The sequence below is a fragment of the Chelatococcus sp. CO-6 genome (assembly GCF_001271345.1).
Classification (GTDB): Bacteria; Pseudomonadota; Alphaproteobacteria; order Rhizobiales; family Beijerinckiaceae; genus Chelatococcus_A; species Chelatococcus_A caeni.
Map to the genome: position 1 here is coordinate 1342663 of NZ_CP012398.1, position 16699 is coordinate 1359361.

General features: G+C 70.0%; 21 protein-coding genes. 4 read left to right on the top strand and 17 right to left on the bottom strand.

All coding sequences use genetic code 11. The features are described from left to right. Nucleotides 1–240: 240 nt before the first annotated feature. On the bottom strand, nucleotides 241–1278 hold the full coding sequence (locus AL346_RS06315) for an EscU/YscU/HrcU family type III secretion system export apparatus switch protein (protein ID WP_019403586.1): 1038 nt from the start codon (nucleotides 1276–1278) through the stop codon (nucleotides 241–243). Nucleotides 1279–1582: 304 nt separating this feature from the next. Between AL346_RS06315 and AL346_RS06320 the strand changes: the two genes are divergently transcribed. The 3 genes from AL346_RS06320 (at nucleotide 1583) to AL346_RS06330 (ending at nucleotide 3361) form a co-directional block, all read left to right on the top strand. Continuing rightward, nucleotides 1583–1780 carry a hypothetical protein gene (locus tag AL346_RS06320; RefSeq protein ID WP_055460129.1) on the top strand — a complete coding sequence of 66 codons (198 nt, stop codon included), beginning with the start codon at nucleotides 1583–1585 and terminating at the stop codon, nucleotides 1778–1780. Nucleotides 1781–1891: 111 nt separating this feature from the next. Then, nucleotides 1892–2890 (top strand): FHA domain-containing protein, encoded by a 999-nt coding sequence (locus tag AL346_RS06325; RefSeq protein WP_053193422.1) that lies wholly within the window; start codon nucleotides 1892–1894, stop codon nucleotides 2888–2890. Between the two features lie 36 nt (nucleotides 2891–2926). Next, nucleotides 2927–3361: a hypothetical protein gene (locus AL346_RS06330; RefSeq protein WP_053193423.1), complete on the top strand. Its 435-nt coding sequence runs from the start codon at nucleotides 2927–2929 to the stop codon at nucleotides 3359–3361. Here the strand turns inward: AL346_RS06330 and AL346_RS24980 are convergent. Further along, nucleotides 3337–3678 carry a hypothetical protein gene (locus tag AL346_RS24980; RefSeq protein ID WP_156332703.1) on the bottom strand — a complete coding sequence of 114 codons (342 nt, stop codon included), beginning with the start codon at nucleotides 3676–3678 and terminating at the stop codon, nucleotides 3337–3339. The two genes, AL346_RS06330 and AL346_RS24980, sit on opposite strands and share 25 nt — an antisense overlap. 14 nt (nucleotides 3679–3692) lie before the next feature. Here AL346_RS24980 and sctV point away from each other — a divergent pair, with 14 nt between their 5' ends. Next, a complete protein-coding gene (sctV, locus tag AL346_RS06340; protein WP_019403914.1) occupies nucleotides 3693–5804 on the top strand; it encodes a type III secretion system export apparatus subunit SctV in 2112 nt (703 codons plus the stop codon). A 21-nt stretch (nucleotides 5805–5825) separates the two neighbouring features. Here sctV and sctT read toward each other — a convergent pair whose 3' ends face one another. The 15 genes from sctT to AL346_RS06415 all read right to left on the bottom strand — a co-directional run bounded on the left by sctT (nucleotide 5826) and on the right by AL346_RS06415 (nucleotide 16698). Continuing rightward, complete coding sequence (gene sctT, locus AL346_RS06345) at nucleotides 5826–6638, bottom strand: type III secretion system export apparatus subunit SctT (protein WP_019403913.1); 813 nt, start codon at nucleotides 6636–6638, stop codon at nucleotides 5826–5828. A 160-nt stretch (nucleotides 6639–6798) separates the two neighbouring features. Beyond that, nucleotides 6799–7068, bottom strand: a complete 270-nt coding sequence (locus tag AL346_RS06350; RefSeq protein ID WP_019403912.1) for a flagellar biosynthetic protein FliQ — start codon at nucleotides 7066–7068, stop codon at nucleotides 6799–6801. 55 nt (nucleotides 7069–7123) lie between these two features. Further along, nucleotides 7124–7777, bottom strand: a complete 654-nt coding sequence (sctR, locus tag AL346_RS06355; protein ID WP_019403911.1) for a type III secretion system export apparatus subunit SctR — start codon at nucleotides 7775–7777, stop codon at nucleotides 7124–7126. Continuing rightward, complete coding sequence (sctQ, locus tag AL346_RS06360; RefSeq protein ID WP_053193426.1) at nucleotides 7770–8897, bottom strand: type III secretion system cytoplasmic ring protein SctQ; 1128 nt, start codon at nucleotides 8895–8897, stop codon at nucleotides 7770–7772. Before sctQ ends, sctR begins: the two co-directional genes overlap by 8 nt. Next, entirely contained in the window at nucleotides 8872–9378 is a 507-nt protein-coding gene (locus tag AL346_RS25325) for a hypothetical protein (RefSeq protein WP_019403909.1), read from the bottom strand. Before AL346_RS25325 ends, sctQ begins: the two co-directional genes overlap by 26 nt. After that, nucleotides 9375–10724 (bottom strand): FliI/YscN family ATPase, encoded by a 1350-nt coding sequence (locus tag AL346_RS06370; RefSeq protein WP_019403908.1) that lies wholly within the window; start codon nucleotides 10722–10724, stop codon nucleotides 9375–9377. The genes AL346_RS25325 and AL346_RS06370 overlap by 4 nt, the downstream gene beginning before the upstream one ends. After that, nucleotides 10724–11332 (bottom strand): FliH/SctL family protein, encoded by a 609-nt coding sequence (locus tag AL346_RS06375; RefSeq protein ID WP_050996722.1) that lies wholly within the window; start codon nucleotides 11330–11332, stop codon nucleotides 10724–10726. The genes AL346_RS06370 and AL346_RS06375 overlap by 1 nt, the downstream gene beginning before the upstream one ends. A 2-nt stretch (nucleotides 11333–11334) precedes the next feature. Further along, on the bottom strand, nucleotides 11335–11955 hold the full coding sequence (locus tag AL346_RS25330; RefSeq protein ID WP_019403906.1) for a hypothetical protein: 621 nt from the start codon (nucleotides 11953–11955) through the stop codon (nucleotides 11335–11337). Next, on the bottom strand, nucleotides 11956–12810 hold the full coding sequence (gene sctJ / locus AL346_RS06385) for a type III secretion system inner membrane ring lipoprotein SctJ (RefSeq protein ID WP_019403905.1): 855 nt from the start codon (nucleotides 12808–12810) through the stop codon (nucleotides 11956–11958). 3 nt (nucleotides 12811–12813) lie between these two features. Then, nucleotides 12814–13224 carry a hypothetical protein gene (locus tag AL346_RS06390; protein ID WP_156332704.1) on the bottom strand — a complete coding sequence of 137 codons (411 nt, stop codon included), beginning with the start codon at nucleotides 13222–13224 and terminating at the stop codon, nucleotides 12814–12816. Between the two features lie 61 nt (nucleotides 13225–13285). Continuing rightward, a complete protein-coding gene (locus AL346_RS06395) occupies nucleotides 13286–13489 on the bottom strand; it encodes a hypothetical protein (RefSeq protein ID WP_019403903.1) in 204 nt (67 codons plus the stop codon). A gap of 129 nt (nucleotides 13490–13618) precedes the next feature. After that, the gene (locus AL346_RS06400; RefSeq protein WP_156332705.1) at nucleotides 13619–14221 is read right to left on the bottom strand and encodes a type III secretion protein; all 603 of its coding nucleotides are present in this window, start codon (nucleotides 14219–14221) and stop codon (nucleotides 13619–13621) included. A gap of 258 nt (nucleotides 14222–14479) precedes the next feature. Next, the gene (locus AL346_RS06405) at nucleotides 14480–15316 is read right to left on the bottom strand and encodes a purine-nucleoside phosphorylase (protein ID WP_053193429.1); all 837 of its coding nucleotides are present in this window, start codon (nucleotides 15314–15316) and stop codon (nucleotides 14480–14482) included. 4 nt (nucleotides 15317–15320) lie between these two features. Further along, nucleotides 15321–15728, bottom strand: a complete 408-nt coding sequence (locus tag AL346_RS06410) for a cytidine deaminase (RefSeq protein ID WP_019403900.1) — start codon at nucleotides 15726–15728, stop codon at nucleotides 15321–15323. 1 nt (nucleotide 15729) lies between these two features. Beyond that, nucleotides 15730–16698: an ABC transporter permease gene (locus AL346_RS06415; RefSeq protein ID WP_019403899.1), complete on the bottom strand. Its 969-nt coding sequence runs from the start codon at nucleotides 16696–16698 to the stop codon at nucleotides 15730–15732. Nucleotide 16699: the final 1 nt, after the last annotated feature.

Genomic DNA, 16699 nt, shown 5'->3' on the forward strand with positions numbered 1-16699 from the left:
CGTCCGCCCCGGTGTGCCTGTTACCTGCTGACAGGGAGCGGGAGCATCGGACCCGCCCGGCATGCGCCGGTCGGCGGCTGCTCCCTCGCGCCGGGACTGGCCCGACAACCGTGCGCAATTGGCATACAGATGCGGACGCACGTCATGGCGGCACCCGGCGGGCAGCTTGCAGATGCTGTCACGGCGCCGGTCGTCCACAATAAACCCAGTCATCCACAGGCGGGGCCGCGGAATCGCCGGTCATAGCGCGCCGGCGCGGACGAGCATCATGGCGACGGGGCGGAAGAGGTTTTCCCGCAGCGGCTCGCCGAGGCCATGGGTGGCGAGGCCCGCGACGACATCGGCTTCGGCATCGGCCTCGATGCGCAGGCCACGCTGCTGCGCCTCCTCGAGGGCCTGGGCGACCCGCGCGCCCTGGGCCTTGAAGACGACGGACGGGATCCCCTCCTCCGGCGTGTATCTGAGGCCGATGAGATGCTTGCCGTCGGTGACCACCAGCGACGTGGCGGCGAGGCCGAGCCGCACCGGCATGCGCGCCTGCTCCTGCCGCAGGCGCCGCCGCTCGGCCTGCATGTGCGGATCGCCCTCCTGGTTCTTGCGCTCCTGCTTCATCTCCGTCTTGGTCATGCGCATCTCGTGCAGGAAAAGGCGGCGCTGCAGGAGGATGTCGGCGATGCCGACGGCGGCGAACACGCCCACCGCGACATAGGCCGTCGCCTTCAGCATCGCGACGAGCATCGGGCCGAAACAGGCAAGGCCGCAGGCCGGTATTTCCATCAGCGGCGAAAGCCACAGCCGGAGGACGGAGACGAAGGCGGCCGCCAGCACGACCACCTTGACGAGGCTCTTGCCGATCTCGACCCAGGCGCGCATCCCGAAGATGCGCTTGAGGGCGCTCGCGGGGCTGAAGGTTTCCGGCTTCGGCTTGATGGCTTCCATGGCGAAGAGCGGCCCGCCCGTCGCCGCCATGCCCGCCGCCAGGGCAAGGACGAAGGCGACCGCCAGGGCAGGCAGGACCAGGGAGATCCAGGCAGCCCCCGCCTCGATGAGCGCCGGCACGAGATCGTGCGGCGTGGCGGTGGCCCGCACCATGGCATCCGTAAGCGCCAGCAGCCGTTCGGCCCAGTTTTGCCAGAGGCCGCTGACGAGCAGCACGATCCCTGCCACGGTGGCGGCAGATACGAGATCGCCGGCCTTGGCGACCTGGCCTTTCTTGCGCGCATCCTGCAGTTTCTTGTCGGATGCCGGGAGTGTCTTCTCTTCGGATGAATCTGCCATTGCGCGGTACCGTTGCTCCGCAGGCCGCTGCTGTACGGCGGAAGCCCGGTGGCAAGAGACGAGGCGCTGCAGGGTCGGGCCGGCCCCAGCCGTGACGATCGATCAATACGCCGCCGCCAAATTCATTATTCACGAATATATTCAAGGTATTTATTGATATAAACACCTTGAACGTTATGTTATCTACGCTCGGATGAGCGCAATGAATGATATATCACTCTCGCTCAACGCCGAGACGTAAGCTATTCACGATGGTATGTATTACCTTTGAAAGGATTTACTGATGACCATAAGCGCCCCTCCCATGACAACCCAGAGCGCGTCGTCCAGCGCTTCGGAGCTGGAGCAGTTCAGCACGCAGATGCGGCAGCTGCAGAAGGACCAGATGGCCTTCCAGCTCAAGGAAGCGCAGCGCACGATGATCGACAAGCAGATCCAGACTGTGATCGATAACAACAAGGACCGCGCGAACGCCGCCATCCAGGGCGCCCGCGTTCAGTAAGAACGGACAGTTTGCCTGCCCGCAGCATTTTATACGGTGCCGACTTCATGCCGGCACCGCGCCATTGCGATGCGCCCCTTGCCTTCACGTCATGATTTTTCGAGAGCCGCCATGCAGCTTCGAACCGCCACATCCAGCGGCCGGGCGAATGTCATCGACGCCGGACGGGCCGTCGCCACCCGCCTCGTGGCGGGCGGCGGGAAGCCGCAGGAGATGGCTGGCCAGCCTCCGGCCGGCCCCGCGCTCGCCGTCGTCAGCGGCTGCCATGCCGGCGCCTCGTTCCAGCTTCTGGACAAGGTCTACCGCATCGGCTCCACGGCGGAGGCGGACATCGTCCTCGCCGATCCCGGCATCGCGCCCGACCATGCCACCATCCGCATCGGCCGCGGCTCGATGAAGGTGGAGGCCCGCGGCGGTGACGTCGACGTCGCCGGCCATGGCCTCCTGCCCGGCGGCTACGGCCGCCTCGTGCGCCTGCCGGCGGAGATCACGCTCGGTGGCGCCACGCTGCGCATCACCGACGACCGCATGCCGCCGCTGCCGCGCGCCGTGCACCTCGCCCGCCGCGCCGCGCGCAGGCCCCTGCCTGTTGCCGGCCTCGCCCTCGGCCTCATCCTCGCGCTGTCGCTGCCGGTCATCCTGATGGAGCGGGGCCGCGGCGCCGGCGCGGATGCGGCGGGGCAGGCGGCCGGCACCGCGCCGCAGATGCGCCCGACGACACATGAAGCCGCGGAACAGCTGAAGTCCCGCATCGCTGCCGCCGATCTCGCCGGTCTCCAGGTGACGGCCGTCGACGACAGCCGGATTGTGGTCGCCGGCGTAGTCCCGGAAAAGAAGATGCCGGCCTGGACCGAGACGCGGAACTGGTTCGACGCCACCTACGCGCAGAACCCGCTCCTGGTGTCCCAGGTGACGGCGTCGGATTCCTTCCCCATCCAGGGCCTGCGCCTGCGCGCCGTCTGGTTCGGCGACACGCCCTATGTCGTGACGGGTGACGGGCGCAAGCACCACGAAGGCGCGGTGATCGAAGGCGGCTGGCGCGTCGAGCGCATCGACCGCGAGGCCGTCACCTTCGCTCGGGACGGCAATGTCGTGAGGCTCACCTACTGAAGCGCCTGCCCGACCGGGACTGAGGAACGAACGACGATGACGACGAGCAACATCGACCGGACGCGGCGCACCGTCCAGCCCGTCTCCCGGCCGGCGCCCGCCCCGCCGGCAAACCGTGACGTCGCCTCCTCCCCGGGTCGTGAGGCGCGGTCTCAGGCGAGCGGCGAGGTCAGGTCGCATCCCCTTGCCCCGGTTGGTCGCCGCCAATCCTCGACGCGAAGCAGGGCTGGTGTCGGCACGCCGCTGCCGAACACCGCCGAGGGGCTCGTCGAAAGCTATGTGCGCCCGCCGCCGGAAGACATGTCCCTGGTCGCCGGGCCGGCCTGCCTCGGGCTGCTCGATGCCATCGTGGCGGAAATCGTGCCCGCCCTCGAGGACATCCCCGGCGGCGCTGCCGCCATCCTCACGGCCGAGCGCGACCAGCGGCGCGATCTTCTCACCCGCCTCTACGCCATAGGGGGCGTCGCCTGAACGAGAAGCGGCAGGAAGCGGCGCGCCTCCTGCGCGCCCTCGGACATTTCTACAGCCGCTACGGCCAGCACGGCCGGGGGCTGGAGCTGCTGCGGCTCGCCGAGCATCTCCTGCCCGACGACGTGGGCGTGCAGCGCAGCCTCGTGCAGGCGCTGCTCCTCGCCGGCCAGCCCGAAGGCGCGCTTGCCGCGATCGAGCGCCTCAAGCAGCTGGAGCCGGCCGTGCCGCCGGCCCTCAGGCTCCTCGAAAGCCGCGCTCTCTGGATGCTCGGGCGAGCGGGCCAGGCGCGCCGCGCCTTCATGGATTACGTCGAGCAACGCGGACCGCCCTGATGCCGGCAAGCTTCCTCAAGAAGATCCTCCTGGCCGCCTCCCAGCGGGGCGACATCGCCTTCGCGCTCCTCGTGGTGGTCGCGGTGATGATGATGATCATCCCGCTGCCGACGGGGCTCGTCGACGTGCTCATCGCCTGCAACATCGCCGCGAGCACGCTCATCCTCCTCGTCGCCTTCTACATCAAGCGGGCGACGGATCTGTCCTCGCTGCCGACCATCGTGCTGATGGCAGTGCTGTTCCGCATCGCGCTCGCCATCACGACGACGCGGCTCATCCTGCTGCAGGGCGATGCCGGCGAGACGGTGGAGGCCTTCGGCACCTTCGTCATCGGCGGCAATGTCGCGGTGGGCCTCATCGTCTTCCTGATCATCACCGTGGCCCAGTTCGTCGTCATCACCAAGGGCGCCGAGCGCGTGGCCGAAGTCGGCGCGCGCTTCACCCTCGATGCCCTGCCCGGCAAGCAGATGAACATCGACAACGATCTGCGCAGCGGCGCCATCGACCAGGCGGAGGCGCAGCGGCGGCGCAGCCTGCTGGAGCGCGAGAGCCAGTTTTACGGCGCGATGGACGGATCGATGAAATTCGTCAAGGGCGATGCCATCGCCGGCCTCGTCGTCATCATCATCAACCTGCTCGGCGGCCTGACCATCGGCGTCCTCCAACGCGGCATGACCCTCGGCGACGCGGCGCTGCGCTATTCGCTGCTGACCGTCGGCGACGGCCTCATCGCGCAGATTCCCGCCCTTCTCGTGTCGATGGCCGCCGGCACGGTGGTGACGCGCGTCGGCAGCGACGGCGATCAGGACGTCGGCTCGGCCATCTTCAGCCAGCTCTCGCGCGACCCGCGCGCCTTCGGCCTCGTTGCCGCCGTGCTCGCCGCCCTCGCCCTTCTCCCCGGCTTTCCCACCCTGGTGTTCCTCGTGCTGGCGGCGATCTTCGCCGGCGGCACATGGCTCATGCTGCGCGGCACGGCGCGCACGGCCGCGGCCGCCGAGGGTCTCCGGGCCGCCACCCGGGCGCTCGAGCCGCGCCTCGTGCTGCGGCTGGGGCCGGATCTCGCCGCCGCCATCCCGCCCGCTCCCCTTGCGATCGAGATCGACCGCATCCGCGCAGGGCTCCTCACGAGGATCGGGCTGCGCCTGCCGAACCTCGCCGTGCGCGCGGACGCGGCCCTGCCTGGCGATGCCTTCAGCCTCGACCTCGACGGCACGCCGGAGGAAAGAGGGACCCTGCCGGCGGGCCATCTCGCCGTCTCGGCCCGCGCGATGGACCTCGATCTCGCCGGCCTGCCCTACGAGGAGGAGGGCGCGACGCAGCACCACGCCGAAACCGTCTGGGTGCCTGAGGCGCATCGGGATGCCCTGGAAGCCGCCGGCTTCACGGCCCGCGAGCGTCGCGAGGTCCTGCTGAAGCGGGTGGAGGAGACGCTCGGCAACACGGCCATGCACTTCCTCGGGCTGCAGGAGACGCGCAACCTCCTGGCGCAGATCGAGGGCGAGTACGGCGAGCTCGTCGGCGAGGTGCAGAAGCTCATTCCGCTGCAGACGCTGGCCGAGCTGCTGCGCGGCCTCGTCGCCGAGCAGGTGCCGATCCGCAACCTGCGCCTCATCCTCGAGGCCATCGTGGAATGGGCGCAGTATCACCGCGAGGTGATCACGCTCGAGGGCTTCGTGCGCAGCACGCTGCGCCGTCAGATCTGCTTCCGCTGGGCGGACGAGAACCGCGTCATCGCCGCCTACGTCCTGGAGCGCGAGATCGAGGAGCTCGTGCGTGTGGTGCTGCAGCAGGGCTTCGGCAGCGCCGGCGCCCGCGATTCGCTCGCGCTGCTCGCCGCGCGGATCCGCGAGCACCTGCAGGATCCGCCGCCCGCGCCCCTGCCGGTCGTCCTCGCCCAGCGCGACGTTCGCCTCGGCTTGCGCCAGATCCTGCTGCAGGAAGGCTTGCGGCTGCCGGTGCTCGCCTATGACGAGATCGCGCCGGACTATTTCGTCCAGACGGTCGCCACCGTCACCGTCACGCCCGACGGTCTCCTCGTCCTGCAGGCGGCCGCGCAGGAAGCGGCACGGGAGCCGCCGCAGGAGGCCGGGATCGAGGCGGCCGGCGCCTGAGGGGCCGGATCGGCCGGACCATCATCGCCGCGGCGCGAGTTCGCCGAGCACCTGGGCGCTGTTGAGGCCATAGGCGAGGCCGTCGCGCATGTAGGTGACGAGAAAGGTGCAGTAGACGACCAGCAGCAGCATGAAGACGAGGTTCTTCAGCGCCAGCGACAGGCTGAAGGCGTTGAGCTGCGGCGCGGCCCGCGCGACGAAGGCCAGCACCACGTCGGTGATCAGCATGGCGGCCATGATCGGCGCCGCCATCAGCACGCCGAGAAAGGTGACGTCGTTGAGCAGCCGCAGCACGATGAAGGCATGCGCGACCTCGAACTGCGGCCACAGCCGGTCGAGCGGCCACAGGAGATAGCTGTCGTAGACGGCGGCGACCATCACGTCCACGCCGTTGGCGCTGAAGAACATCGCGAGCATGGCGAGCGTCAGCAGCGTGCCGGTGACGCCCGCGTCGGTGCCCGAGCTCGGATCGATGAGCGTGGCCGAGGTCGAGCCACGCTGCAGGTCCATGATGTCGCCGGCGGCCTGCGCGGCCCAGAAGGGTATGCCGAAGATGAAGCCGATGATGAACCCGACTGTCGCCTCCTTCAGGGCAAGTCCCACGCCGGCGAACATCGTCGGCAGGCTGCCATCGAGCATCGGCGGCGGCGCCACCGCGACCATGGGCGCGGCGAAGGCCATGGCGGCGGCGCCGCGCATCGTATTGGTCAGGCCGAGCCGCTCGAAGGCCGGCGCGATGGCCATGACGCCCAGAAGGCGCGCGGAGACGAGGGCGAGCGTCAGGACGAGGGCGTGAAGCGCGTCGAGCGCCTGCGACACGAGCGCCAGGCTCACGGCCGCCCTCCGCGCCGCAAGTGGCGCACGGGGCAAGCCGTCGCCGGGCCGGGTCCACGCCCTGGAGGACATTCCGATCCAGCCGGATCGGAACGAGCGTCCACCATCTTGAGAAGGGAGCGTTTTCGCCGAACCGTTATCCCCTTCGGCGGACAAGGCTCTACGGCACCACGAAGGGAAACTCGTCGAGGATCGTGCTCGTCTCCGCAAGGAGCAGGGCCGAGAATGCCGGCCCGAGGGTGATGACGAGCACCACAACGACCACGAGCTTCACGGCCTGCGGCAGGGTCTGGTCCTGGATCTGCGTCACGGCCTGGAGAAAGCCGACGACCACGCCGAGCACCACGGCCGCCGCCAGCGGCGGCCCCGAGAGGATCAGCATGGTCACGAGCGTATTGGCCATCTTGGTGGCGAGATAGTCCTGGCCCACGGGCACCTCCGGACACGACGGCGCGCAGCGATACGGCGGAAGCGGCCCCCATCGTTCAGGCGTAGCTCAGGATGAGGCCGTGCATGAGCCGCGACCATCCGTCGACGGCGACGAACAGGAAGAGCTTCAGCGGCACCGAGATCAGCATGGGTGACACCATCATCATCCCCATCGCCATGAGGATGTTCGAGACGACGAGGTCGATGACGAGAAAGGGCAGGTAGAGCAGGAAGCCGATCTGGAAGGCGCGCGTCAGCTCGGAGCTGATATAGGCCGGCAGCAGGATGACGAGATCGTCCTCGCTCAAACCCGCCTGGGCCTGCTGCGGCCAGATGCGCTGCGTCGCCGACAGGAAGAACTGTCGCTCGCGCGGCGTCGCGAAACGCGCGAGATGCTCCCGCAGCGGGCCGGCGACCTCGCGGCCCACGCCCACGAGCCCCTGGACCGTGCGGACATTGAGGTCCTGCTCGCTCAGCTTCTGGTGGATCGTGGTGAGCAGCGGGGCCGACACGTAGACGGTGAGGACGATGGCGACGGCATAGAGCACCACGTTGGGCGGCGTCTGCTGCACGCCCAGCGCGTTGCGCACGATCATCAGCACGATCGCGATTTTCAGGAAGCCGGTCGTCAGCACGGCGAAGAAGGGCAGCAGGCCGAGAGCGACCGAAACGGCGGCGATGCCGAGGACGTTGACCTCGCCACTACCCATGGCCGGCGAGCCTGACGATCCGAACCCCGATGCTCTCGCCGATCCGCACCATCACGCCGCGGCCGATGCGCCGGCCGTTGCCGAGAATGTCGACCTCGCCGGCAACGGGTACGGCGAGCGGCAGGGTGACCCCCGGCGCCAGCCGCTGCACCTCGGCGAGCGGCAGATCGAGCCGCCCGAGCTCGAAGACGAGGTGGACCGGCACCATGGCGAGCGCCGTATCCTCCGCATCGGCTCCGGATCCCTCATCCTGCCCCGCTGTCGTCATGCACCACTCCAGCATCGATCCGGCCGCCGGCCACGGAAAGTCCTCGAGACGGATGCCGGCCTCCTCCACCACGACCGGCGCGGCGAGACAGTCCGCGATCACAACCACGGCCGCATCGGCCCCGGCCACGCAATCGACAAGCACCGCATCGCCGACCCGCAGCGAGGCGACATCCGCCACCGGAAGCGTCGTGGCGCCGATGCGGACCGCGACGGAACACGGCAGTTCGTCGTGCCCGCCCGGCGGGGGCCCGTCGCCGAGCGCGGCGATGATCTCCTCGCCCGTCTCCGGCGGCAGCAGCAGCCGGGCGGGAACCTCCTCCCGTCCGTTCCGGATGATCCTGACATCGACCCAGGGGCCCCGCGTCTCATCGGGGGCTTGCGATTGCAGCGAAACCAGCACGATCGCGGCCCCGAGCCGGTCCTCCAATGCGCGAAGCCCGGGCAGCATGGCGAATTCGGCAAGCATGGCGAGGTGTTGCGGCGACAGACGCGCAGGATCGAACTGCGGCGGCAGCACCTCCAGCACCTCCTCGGCGAAGGCTGCCGGCACCCAGGCCGTCGCCGGCCGCCCTCCGATCGTCAGATCAAGGGTGACACCAGGCACGACCGGCACCGGGCGGGGAGCGAACACGACGTGCGCCGGAACGCCGGCGAGGCTCACCTGCCAGGGCCTGCGCAGGCGATAGGCCACGTTCCACAGGTGCATGGCCTCGACGTCGAGCGCCGCCGGCACGAAGGGCAGGGGCGACGGCAGCGACGCCGCCTCCGCCGCCGCGGCGAGCGGCCGCTTGCGCGGGGCGGCCCTCTTGCGCGGCGCCGGCGCTTCAGCTGCGGGGGAACGGCGTGCCATGGCTGCTCCCGGCCAGTGCGACCGCGCGATCCTCGGCCTCCGCCTCCACGAGCGCCTCGTCCCGCCGCAGCTGTTGCATCTTCCGCTCGTCGAGCAGCAGGTCGAGCTTGGCGAGCTTGCGCCGGCGCCGCTGCAGCTCCTGCCGCGCTGCGGCAAGCGTCGCCGCCTGGGCCTCCCGTTCCTCGCCCGCCGCGGCAGCGCCGGCCCGGCGACGTCCGGCTTCGGCGGCGACGCCATCGAGCACCGCCTGCTGGCGCGCGATGTCGGAAGCACCGGCGAGGCGCACGGCCATGCGGCCGAGCAACGTCTTCTCCTCCTGCCGGGCCGTCGCCGCGTGTTGTTCAACCGCCGCCTGCGCTGCGCGCACAGCGGCCTCGGCCTCCCGCAGCCCGCGTTCGGCGCGCATGATGCCTTCCTCCGCGCGCGTGAGGCCGCGCTGCCGCAGGCGTCGCAGCAGCATGAGCGTCCGCTCCTGCGTCATGGCACGAGCGTCCGCATGCGCTGCTGGACCTCGGCGAGGGTCGACCGCTCGGCCTGCCCCTGGCGCAGGAGGGCATTGATGGCATCGATGCGGTCGATGGCCTCGTCGGCCCGTGGATCGCTGCCGCGCTGGTATTCGCCCACCCGCACCAGCAGCTCGACCTCGGCGTAGCGCGCCATCAGGTCGCGCACGCGGCCGGCGAGGCGGGAATGCTCCGGCGCGACCACCGCATCCATCAGGCGGCTGCGGCTCTTCAGGACGTCGATGGCCGGGAAATGATTGCGATGGGCGAGCTCCGCCGACAGAACCACGTGGCCGTCGAGGATGGAGCGCACCTCCTCCGCGATGGGGTCCTGCGTGCCGTCGCCTTCCATGAGGACCGTGTAGAGGCCGGTGATGGCGCCGCCCTGCCCCGGGCCGCTGCGCTCGAGCAGCTGCGGCAGCACCGCAAAGAGCGACGAGGGAAAGCCGCGCCGCGTCGGCGGCTCGCCGGCGGCGAGGCCGATCTCGCGCTGGGCGCGGGCGAAGCGCGTGACGCTGTCCATCAGCAGCAGCACGCTGCGGCCCTGATCTCGGAAATATTCGGCGATCGCCGTCGCCACATAGGCCGCCTTGACGCGCTCGATGGCCGGACGGTCCGAGGTGGCGACCACCGTCACCGACCGGCGCCGCCCCTCCTCGCCGAGCTCGCGCTCCAGGAATTCGCGCACCTCGCGGCCGCGCTCGCCGATGAGGCCGATGACGACCACGTCGGCTTCGGTGCCCTTGACGATCTGGGCGAGCAGCGTCGACTTGCCGACGCCCGGTTCGCCGAAGATGCCGATGCGCTGCCCCCGCGCGCAGGTCACGAGCCCGTCGAGAGAGCGGATGCCGAGCTGCAGCGGCGCCTTGATGATGTCGCGCGCCATCGGCTGCGGCGGCGGCGCCTGCAGCGGATAGGTGCCGGCCATATTAGGCGGCGGCCAGGCGCCGCCGTCGAGCGGCTCGCCGAGCGCGTTGAGCACGCGGCCGAGCAGGCCCGGCCCCACGGGCACGCGCAATTCGCTGCCGGTCGGAATGACCTCGGTGGCGCTGGAGAGGCCCGACACGTCGCCGAGCGGCGTCAGGACCGCCGCGTCCTCCAGGAGGCCGACGACCTCGCCCAGGACCTCGACTCCTGAAACGGGGTCGCAGAGCCGGCAAACCTCCCCCAGCCGCACCTCGGCCACGCTGGCATGGATCGTGACGCCGACGGCCCGCAGGATGCGTCCCTTGACGACGCGCGGGCTGACGGTTTCCGCCTGCCGCCGCAGCTTCGGGAGGATGCCCGCGATGCGCGCATCGATGTCGAGGGCGTCGCCCCGCATCACCCCCGTCCCTCCCGCCGCGGCAGGGCCCCGGCCAAGGCCGAGAGCTGCGTCTCGAGATCCGCGTCAACGATGGCGAATTCGCTCGCGAGCCGGCAATCCGTGGGGCCCATCGTCGGATCGCCCGCAACCGCGATGGTAACCGCGAGGCCTTCCCGCTCCACCCGTGCGTTGACCTCGTCGCGCACCTTGGCGCAGGCGTCGGGGTGCACCGTGATCTTGAGGTGTTTCGCCCGGCGGAAATTGGCCAGGGCCTCGCCGGCGAGCCGCGCCACGAGATCGGCGTTCTCGAAGGTGCCCAGCACCTGGCGCACGATACCCATGGCGAGATCGGCCACCTCGCTCTCGAGCGAGCCGAGATAGCGATCGACGGCCGTGACCGTCTGCGCCAGCTGCTCGGCCGCCGCGGCGTTCTTTTCCTTCACGCTGGCGAGGCCGTCCCGGATGCCCTTCTCGTGACCTTCGGTGTATCCCCGGCTCATTTCCGACGACGCGAGATCCTCCGCCTTGCGGAGGGTCATCGCCGCCTTCTGCCAGATGTCCACCTCCGGGCCACGCACGATCCGGCCGCCGCCACCCAGGGTCGATAAGCGATCCGTACTGTTCATGTTCATCCCGCTGCCTGACGATAGAGCCCCGGTCCGATCTCGCCGAACGGAGCCGGGATGGGCCCGGGCGTGATCGTCCCGTCCTCGAATTTGAGCATCAGCCGCGCCGTCACCGCTGCCGGAAGTTGCGCAACCCATGCCAGAAAGCTGTACCAGCCGTCGCGAGCCACCACCTCCGCCGCGCCGGCGAGAACGTCGAAGCGCATGCCCTGCGGCCCTGCGGCCCGATTGGCGAGGCCGAAGGCGATGAGGTCGGCGTCGAGCGACCCGCGCAGGACTTCCACGTCCGGGGCGAGAACCACGTTGGCGATGGCGTCCGCCCAATAGAGCGCGCCCGCACGAAGGGCGGCAGCCATCAGCTCCTCCGGCGCGCGCACGACGATCGACCGGTCGATCTCGGCGCAGTCCATCCCGGCGCCGACCGGCGGCACGAGACCGGCGGCCTCGAGCAGGGCCGTCAACCGCGTGGCGAAGCGCGGCTCCGCCTGCAGCGCGGCGCAGAGGTCCGGCGTCATGGCGCCGCCGAGCGTGTCGGCCAGGCGCCGCGGATGCGCATAGCCGCCGGGCAGGCGCAGGAAGGCGCGCCAGCGGCTCTCGTCGGCAGTGGCGGCGAGCGGCGTCATTCAGGCCGCCTCCCGCTGCTGGTAGGCGGGCGCCGGACCGGCCTCGTCCGGCCCGTCGGCATCCCGCCGCGTCGCTCCCAACGCGTAGACCCCGGACCGGCCCCGCCAGGCGAGATAGCCGAGCCCGGCCGCAAGCGCCACGATGGTGAGCGCGGACAGCCCCATCAGCAGGCGCGCCCAGCCGAGGCTGTCGGGGCGCAGCCACATGCCGAGGAAGGAAACGGGCGCGGACTCGGCGGGCGTTTCCGGCCGGTCCGGCGCGGGCACGAGCACGACGGACACGCCGTCATAGGTGAGCCCGGAGATACCGTTGGCCACCAGCGTCTTGATCTGCGGCACGTAGTCAGCGAGCGGCGCGCCGGTCTTGTGCCGGATGAGGACGGAGGCGGAGGCCGGCGTGGACGCATGCTGCAGCGGCGCGTATTCGGGCAGGACGATGTGCACCCGCGCCGAGAGGACGCCGTCGATCTCGCCCACCGACCGGGACAGCTCCTCGCTGAGGGCATAGGTCATGCGTGCCCGCTCCTGCAGCGGCGAGGCCACCAGCCCTTCCGGCTTGAAGACCTCGCCGAGCGTGGCGTGCGCCCGCCGGGGCAGGCCGTTGTTCCTGAGAATGTCGAACGCGCGCGCGAAATCGTTGCCGCCGACCGAGACGGTGATGCGGCCCTCCTTGTCGGTGGCCCGGCTGGCGCCGATGCCGTGGTGCTGCAGCGCCGCGATGATCTCGTTCGCCTGGCGCTCGTCCAGGTTGCCGTAGAGCTCGGCCTTGCAGGCCGCGACGGCGAGCGCAAGCGCGATGACCGCTGCAAGACGGAGCCGGCGCGGGCGAGACGATGACGCGGGCACGACCGGCATGGCTCATCCCCTCAGCAGCATCTTCAACGTGCTGATCATGCCCGAGAACGCCGCGATGATGAGTTGCATCGCCAGGTGGTGCTTCTGCTCCCCGCTGGCACGCTCCTTGATCTGCCCGAAGAAGGCTTCGGCATCCTCCTCGGGGCGCCCCGTATTCATCTCGGCCGACAGGTCGGCATCGTCCTGTCTGCGCTCGAAGAAGGGCAGGATGCCGTCGCGCACCGCCCCGGCGATGGCCGGCAGCCCGTCTCCGGCGTCGAGCGATCCCGCTTCAGCCGCCCACTGCGCTCTGGCGTCGTTCAGCGACCATTGGAATTCCTGCACCGACTGGGTCGGCTCGATGGGATCGACGGGCTTCACGCCGTTGTCCAGAAGGCCGCTTATGGCTGTGATGGCGTTCATGACCAGTTCCATGGCGAAAACGGACGCGCCACCGGCTGCGGGAGGCACGAAGAAGAGGTGGATCGGCGAGGCTTCAGCCTTTTGCGTCACCAGGCTCGGCGGCCGGCCCGGCGGGGCGAAGCAGGGCGAGCGGAGAGCTGTCCGCGACCGCATCGGCCGGCCCGGCGTGACCCTGCTTCGCCTGCTCGATGAAGGCCTGCATCTTGTCCAGAAGCTCCTGATCGAGCCCGCCGGGCCGTCGCCGCTCCAGGTTGTCGATCCCGCGCACCTCGTTCATGCTGCCTCGCTTGCCGCAATTTAAGCTAATGACTACAATCGATTACGCAAATTATACATGCGAAGCACCGCCGGACGACAGTCGCTGCGGGCTGAACTCTCTCTACACGCACCATGAACAATCGCGGGATCAGGACGAACTCTCGGCGCCCGCGCGAAAGACCCGCACCCGCGCCTCGGGAGTGCCACCCTTCATCAGCGACGCCAGCGTCTGGCGCACGAGGGTGCGGTAGACCGGCGGCCCGGAAATCGACAGGACGCTGCGGCCTTGCGCGAGCCGGACGGGATAGCGCGCATCCGCCACGCCCAGTTCGCGAAGCGCCTTCAGCAGCTCCTCCGGCGAGGCCGAGCCGTATTCGACGATCTCCGTCCGCTGCTCGTCGCTCGAGGAAATGTGCAGCGTCGTGCCGTCGTAGTACCAGGAGAGCCCGAAACGGCCGCAGAGGTCGTCGAGATACGTCCGCGGCGCAGCGGGCAGGATGCCGCCGCGCACGCGGCCCCGGACGCGGTCGCTGAGCTTGACCGGAATGCGCATGTGATTGCCGAACTCCGTCAGCACGTCGCGGAGATCCTCGTCGAGGGCGATGTAGTCATAGGACAGGGTAGGCCACGCAGGCTCGGTGGCCCACGCGCCCGGTGCCGCAAGCCCCGCAATCACCGCGGCGAAGGCCGCCAGCCGGTAGCGGCGCATGTGCGACATCAGCACGCCTGCACTCCATCCACGTAAGGTCATGGTCGTTCCTTCCCGATCGCGCCCAGGCGATCGATGATCGTGGCGCACCACGCTCGCGCGAGATGTCCCGCGCCCGTGGCGGCGAGCCGCACTGCATGCAGCTCATATAATTCGATGCAGGATATCTACGATCGAAGAACGGATGTGAGAATAGAGACGCTGCGAAATTGATTATTCAGGGCGTCAGGCAAAGGTAATTACCAGGATAGACTTGCAGCGAGTGCCGATCAGAAGGCATCGGGCGCCGGCCGGCGCCTCTCACCGCTCGTCGCGCGTCGCGAGGAAAGCCCGCAGCAGCCGCCGCAGCGTCACGGCCGCGAGGGTTGCGACGTCCTTCGTCTCGCCGTGGCTCGGGGTCGCGCCCTCGAGACCGGCCGCCAGGTTGGTGACGACCGACAAGGCCGCGACGCGCAGGCCGAAGCGGCGGGCGAGGATGACCTCGGGCACGGTCGACATGCCGACGAGATCGGCGCCGAACATGCGGGCCATGCGGATCTCCGCCGGCGTCTCGAAGCTCGGTCCGGAAAACCACATGTAGATGCCGGAGTTGAGCGTGATGCCGGCCGTCTTCGCCGCCAGCATCATCCGCTTGCGCAGCATCTCGTCGTAGGCCAGCGTCATCGGCACGAAGCGCCCGTCGCCGGTGTCGCCGATGAGCGGGTTGAGCCCGGAATAGTTGATGTGGTCCGTGATCAGGGCGAGGCTGCCGGGGCGGATGTCCGCCCTGAGCGAGCCGGCGGCATTGGTGAGCACCAGCGGCGGGCTGCCGAGCCCGGTCAGGAGGTTGATGGGCGCGCGCATGACGGCCGCATTGCCGGTCTCGTAATAATGCGCCCGCCCGCCGTAGATGAGGATACGGCGCCCCTCGATGCGGCCGGCGATGAGCCGCCCCGCATGGCCCGAGACGCCGCTGACCGGGAAGCCGGGGATGTCGGCATAGGGCACCTCGCGCGCCTCCTCGACATCCTCGACGATGTTGCCGAGACCGGTGCCGAGCACCAGCGCGGCATCGAAGGGCCCCGCGATGCCGCGCTCCGCGAGCAGGCCGAGGGCCTCGTCCCGCAGCTTCGCGTCCGTCCCAGCCGCTCCGGTCATGGCTTCACCCGTCGTTCGTCAGATTGTCCGGACCGAAGGAGACCGGCAGCAGCTCCCCGAGCGTGAAGCTGCGCCGCAACCCCTCCGGCCCGCAGACATGGACCGGCGTATCCTCGCGCGCGAATTCGCGCAAGCGCTGCCGGCAGGCGCCGCAGGGCGTGACGAGCGCCGCGCCCTCCCCCACCACGAGAGCCGCTGCGATGCGCCGCCCGCCCGCCGCGACCATGGCGACGATGGCGCCGGCCTCGGCGCAGGAACCGACCGGGTAGGACGCGTTCTCCACGTTGCAGCCGGCGAAGATCCGCCCGTCCGGGGTCGCCACGGCGGCTCCGACGCTGAAGCGCGAATAGGGCGCATAGGCCTTCTCGCGCGCCGCGCTCGCCGCGCGGAAGAGGTCGTCGAGGAGGCTCATCTCACCGTTCCTTGACATAGGGGATGCCGGAGGCTCGCGGCGGCACCGCCCGGCCGATGAAGCCCGCGAGCAGGACGACCGTCATGAGATAGGGCAGCGCCTGGATGGCCTGCACTGGCACCCGGCCGATGACGGGCAGGGGCACGCCCTCGATGCGGATGGCGACGGCCTCGAGCAGGCCGAAGAGCAGGCAGGCGCCGAGCGCCGGCCAGGCCCGCCACTTGGCGAAGATGAGGGCGGCGAGCGCGATGAAGCCCTTGCCCGCCGTCATGTGCGGCAGGAAGCCGGCCGCCTGCGCCAGCGCGAGATAGGTGCCGCCTAGTCCGCACAGGAGGCCGGCGAGAACCACCGCCGCATAGCGCAGCCCGGCGACGGAAATGCCGGCGGTGTCGACCGCCGCCGGGTTCTCGCCGACCGCCCGGAGGCGCAGGCCGAAGCGCGTGCGCGCCAGCGTCCACCACGTGGCGATAACGGCAAGGAGCGCGAGATAGACGAGCAGCGAATGGCCGGACACGACCTCGCGGTAGAGCGGCCCGAGCAGCGGGATGCCGGACAGCGCCTCGGCCCCCGGCAACGTGATCTCGCCGAAGCGCGCCGCCCCGTCCACCGGCGGGGTGCGCCCGCCCTGATGGTACCAGGCATTGCCGACGATCGCCGTCAGGCCGGCCGCCAGCATGTTGATGGCGACGCCCGAGACGATCTGGTTGCCGCGCTGGCTGATGGCCGAGAAGCCGTGCACCAGCGCGAAGGCGACCGACGCCGCAAGGCCGGCGAAAAGCCCGACGAGGGCCGAGCCGCTCGCATAGGCGGCGGCGCCCGCCGCAAAGGCGGCGACCAGCATCTTGCCCTCGAGCCCGATGTCGACGACGCCGGAGCGCTCGGACCAGAGGCCGGCGAGGCAGGCGCACAGGAGCGGGATGGACAGCCGCACGGCCGAATCGAGCACGGCAAGGAGCGAGGCGAGGTCCATG

Bases quoted from the DNA above. Each gene is read 5' to 3' on its own strand.
- AL346_RS06315 (WP_019403586.1), bottom strand. From the start codon at position 1,278: ATGGCAGATTCATCCGAAGAGAAGACACTCCCGGCATCCGACAAGAAA.
- AL346_RS06320 (WP_055460129.1), top strand. From the start codon at position 1,583: ATGACAACCCAGAGCGCGTCGTCCAGCGCTTCGGAGCTGGAGCAGTTC.
- AL346_RS06325 (WP_053193422.1), top strand. From the start codon at position 1,892: ATGCAGCTTCGAACCGCCACATCCAGCGGCCGGGCGAATGTCATCGAC.
- AL346_RS06330 (WP_053193423.1), top strand. From the start codon at position 2,927: ATGACGACGAGCAACATCGACCGGACGCGGCGCACCGTCCAGCCCGTC.
- sctV (WP_019403914.1), top strand. From the start codon at position 3,693: ATGCCGGCAAGCTTCCTCAAGAAGATCCTCCTGGCCGCCTCCCAGCGG.
- sctR (WP_019403911.1), bottom strand. From the start codon at position 7,777: ATGGGTAGTGGCGAGGTCAACGTCCTCGGCATCGCCGCCGTTTCGGTC.
- sctQ (WP_053193426.1), bottom strand. From the start codon at position 8,897: ATGGCACGCCGTTCCCCCGCAGCTGAAGCGCCGGCGCCGCGCAAGAGG.
- AL346_RS25325 (WP_019403909.1), bottom strand. From the start codon at position 9,378: ATGACGCAGGAGCGGACGCTCATGCTGCTGCGACGCCTGCGGCAGCGC.
- AL346_RS06370 (WP_019403908.1), bottom strand. From the start codon at position 10,724: ATGCGGGGCGACGCCCTCGACATCGATGCGCGCATCGCGGGCATCCTC.
- AL346_RS06375 (WP_050996722.1), bottom strand. From the start codon at position 11,332: ATGAACAGTACGGATCGCTTATCGACCCTGGGTGGCGGCGGCCGGATC.
- AL346_RS25330 (WP_019403906.1), bottom strand. From the start codon at position 11,955: ATGACGCCGCTCGCCGCCACTGCCGACGAGAGCCGCTGGCGCGCCTTC.
- sctJ (WP_019403905.1), bottom strand. From the start codon at position 12,810: ATGCCGGTCGTGCCCGCGTCATCGTCTCGCCCGCGCCGGCTCCGTCTT.
- AL346_RS06390 (WP_156332704.1), bottom strand. From the start codon at position 13,224: ATGGAACTGGTCATGAACGCCATCACAGCCATAAGCGGCCTTCTGGAC.
- AL346_RS06395 (WP_019403903.1), bottom strand. From the start codon at position 13,489: ATGAACGAGGTGCGCGGGATCGACAACCTGGAGCGGCGACGGCCCGGC.
- AL346_RS06400 (WP_156332705.1), bottom strand. From the start codon at position 14,221: ATGACCTTACGTGGATGGAGTGCAGGCGTGCTGATGTCGCACATGCGC.
- AL346_RS06405 (WP_053193429.1), bottom strand. From the start codon at position 15,316: ATGACCGGAGCGGCTGGGACGGACGCGAAGCTGCGGGACGAGGCCCTC.
- AL346_RS06410 (WP_019403900.1), bottom strand. From the start codon at position 15,728: ATGAGCCTCCTCGACGACCTCTTCCGCGCGGCGAGCGCGGCGCGCGAG.
- AL346_RS06415 (WP_019403899.1), bottom strand. From the start codon at position 16,698: ATGGACCTCGCCTCGCTCCTTGCCGTGCTCGATTCGGCCGTGCGGCTG.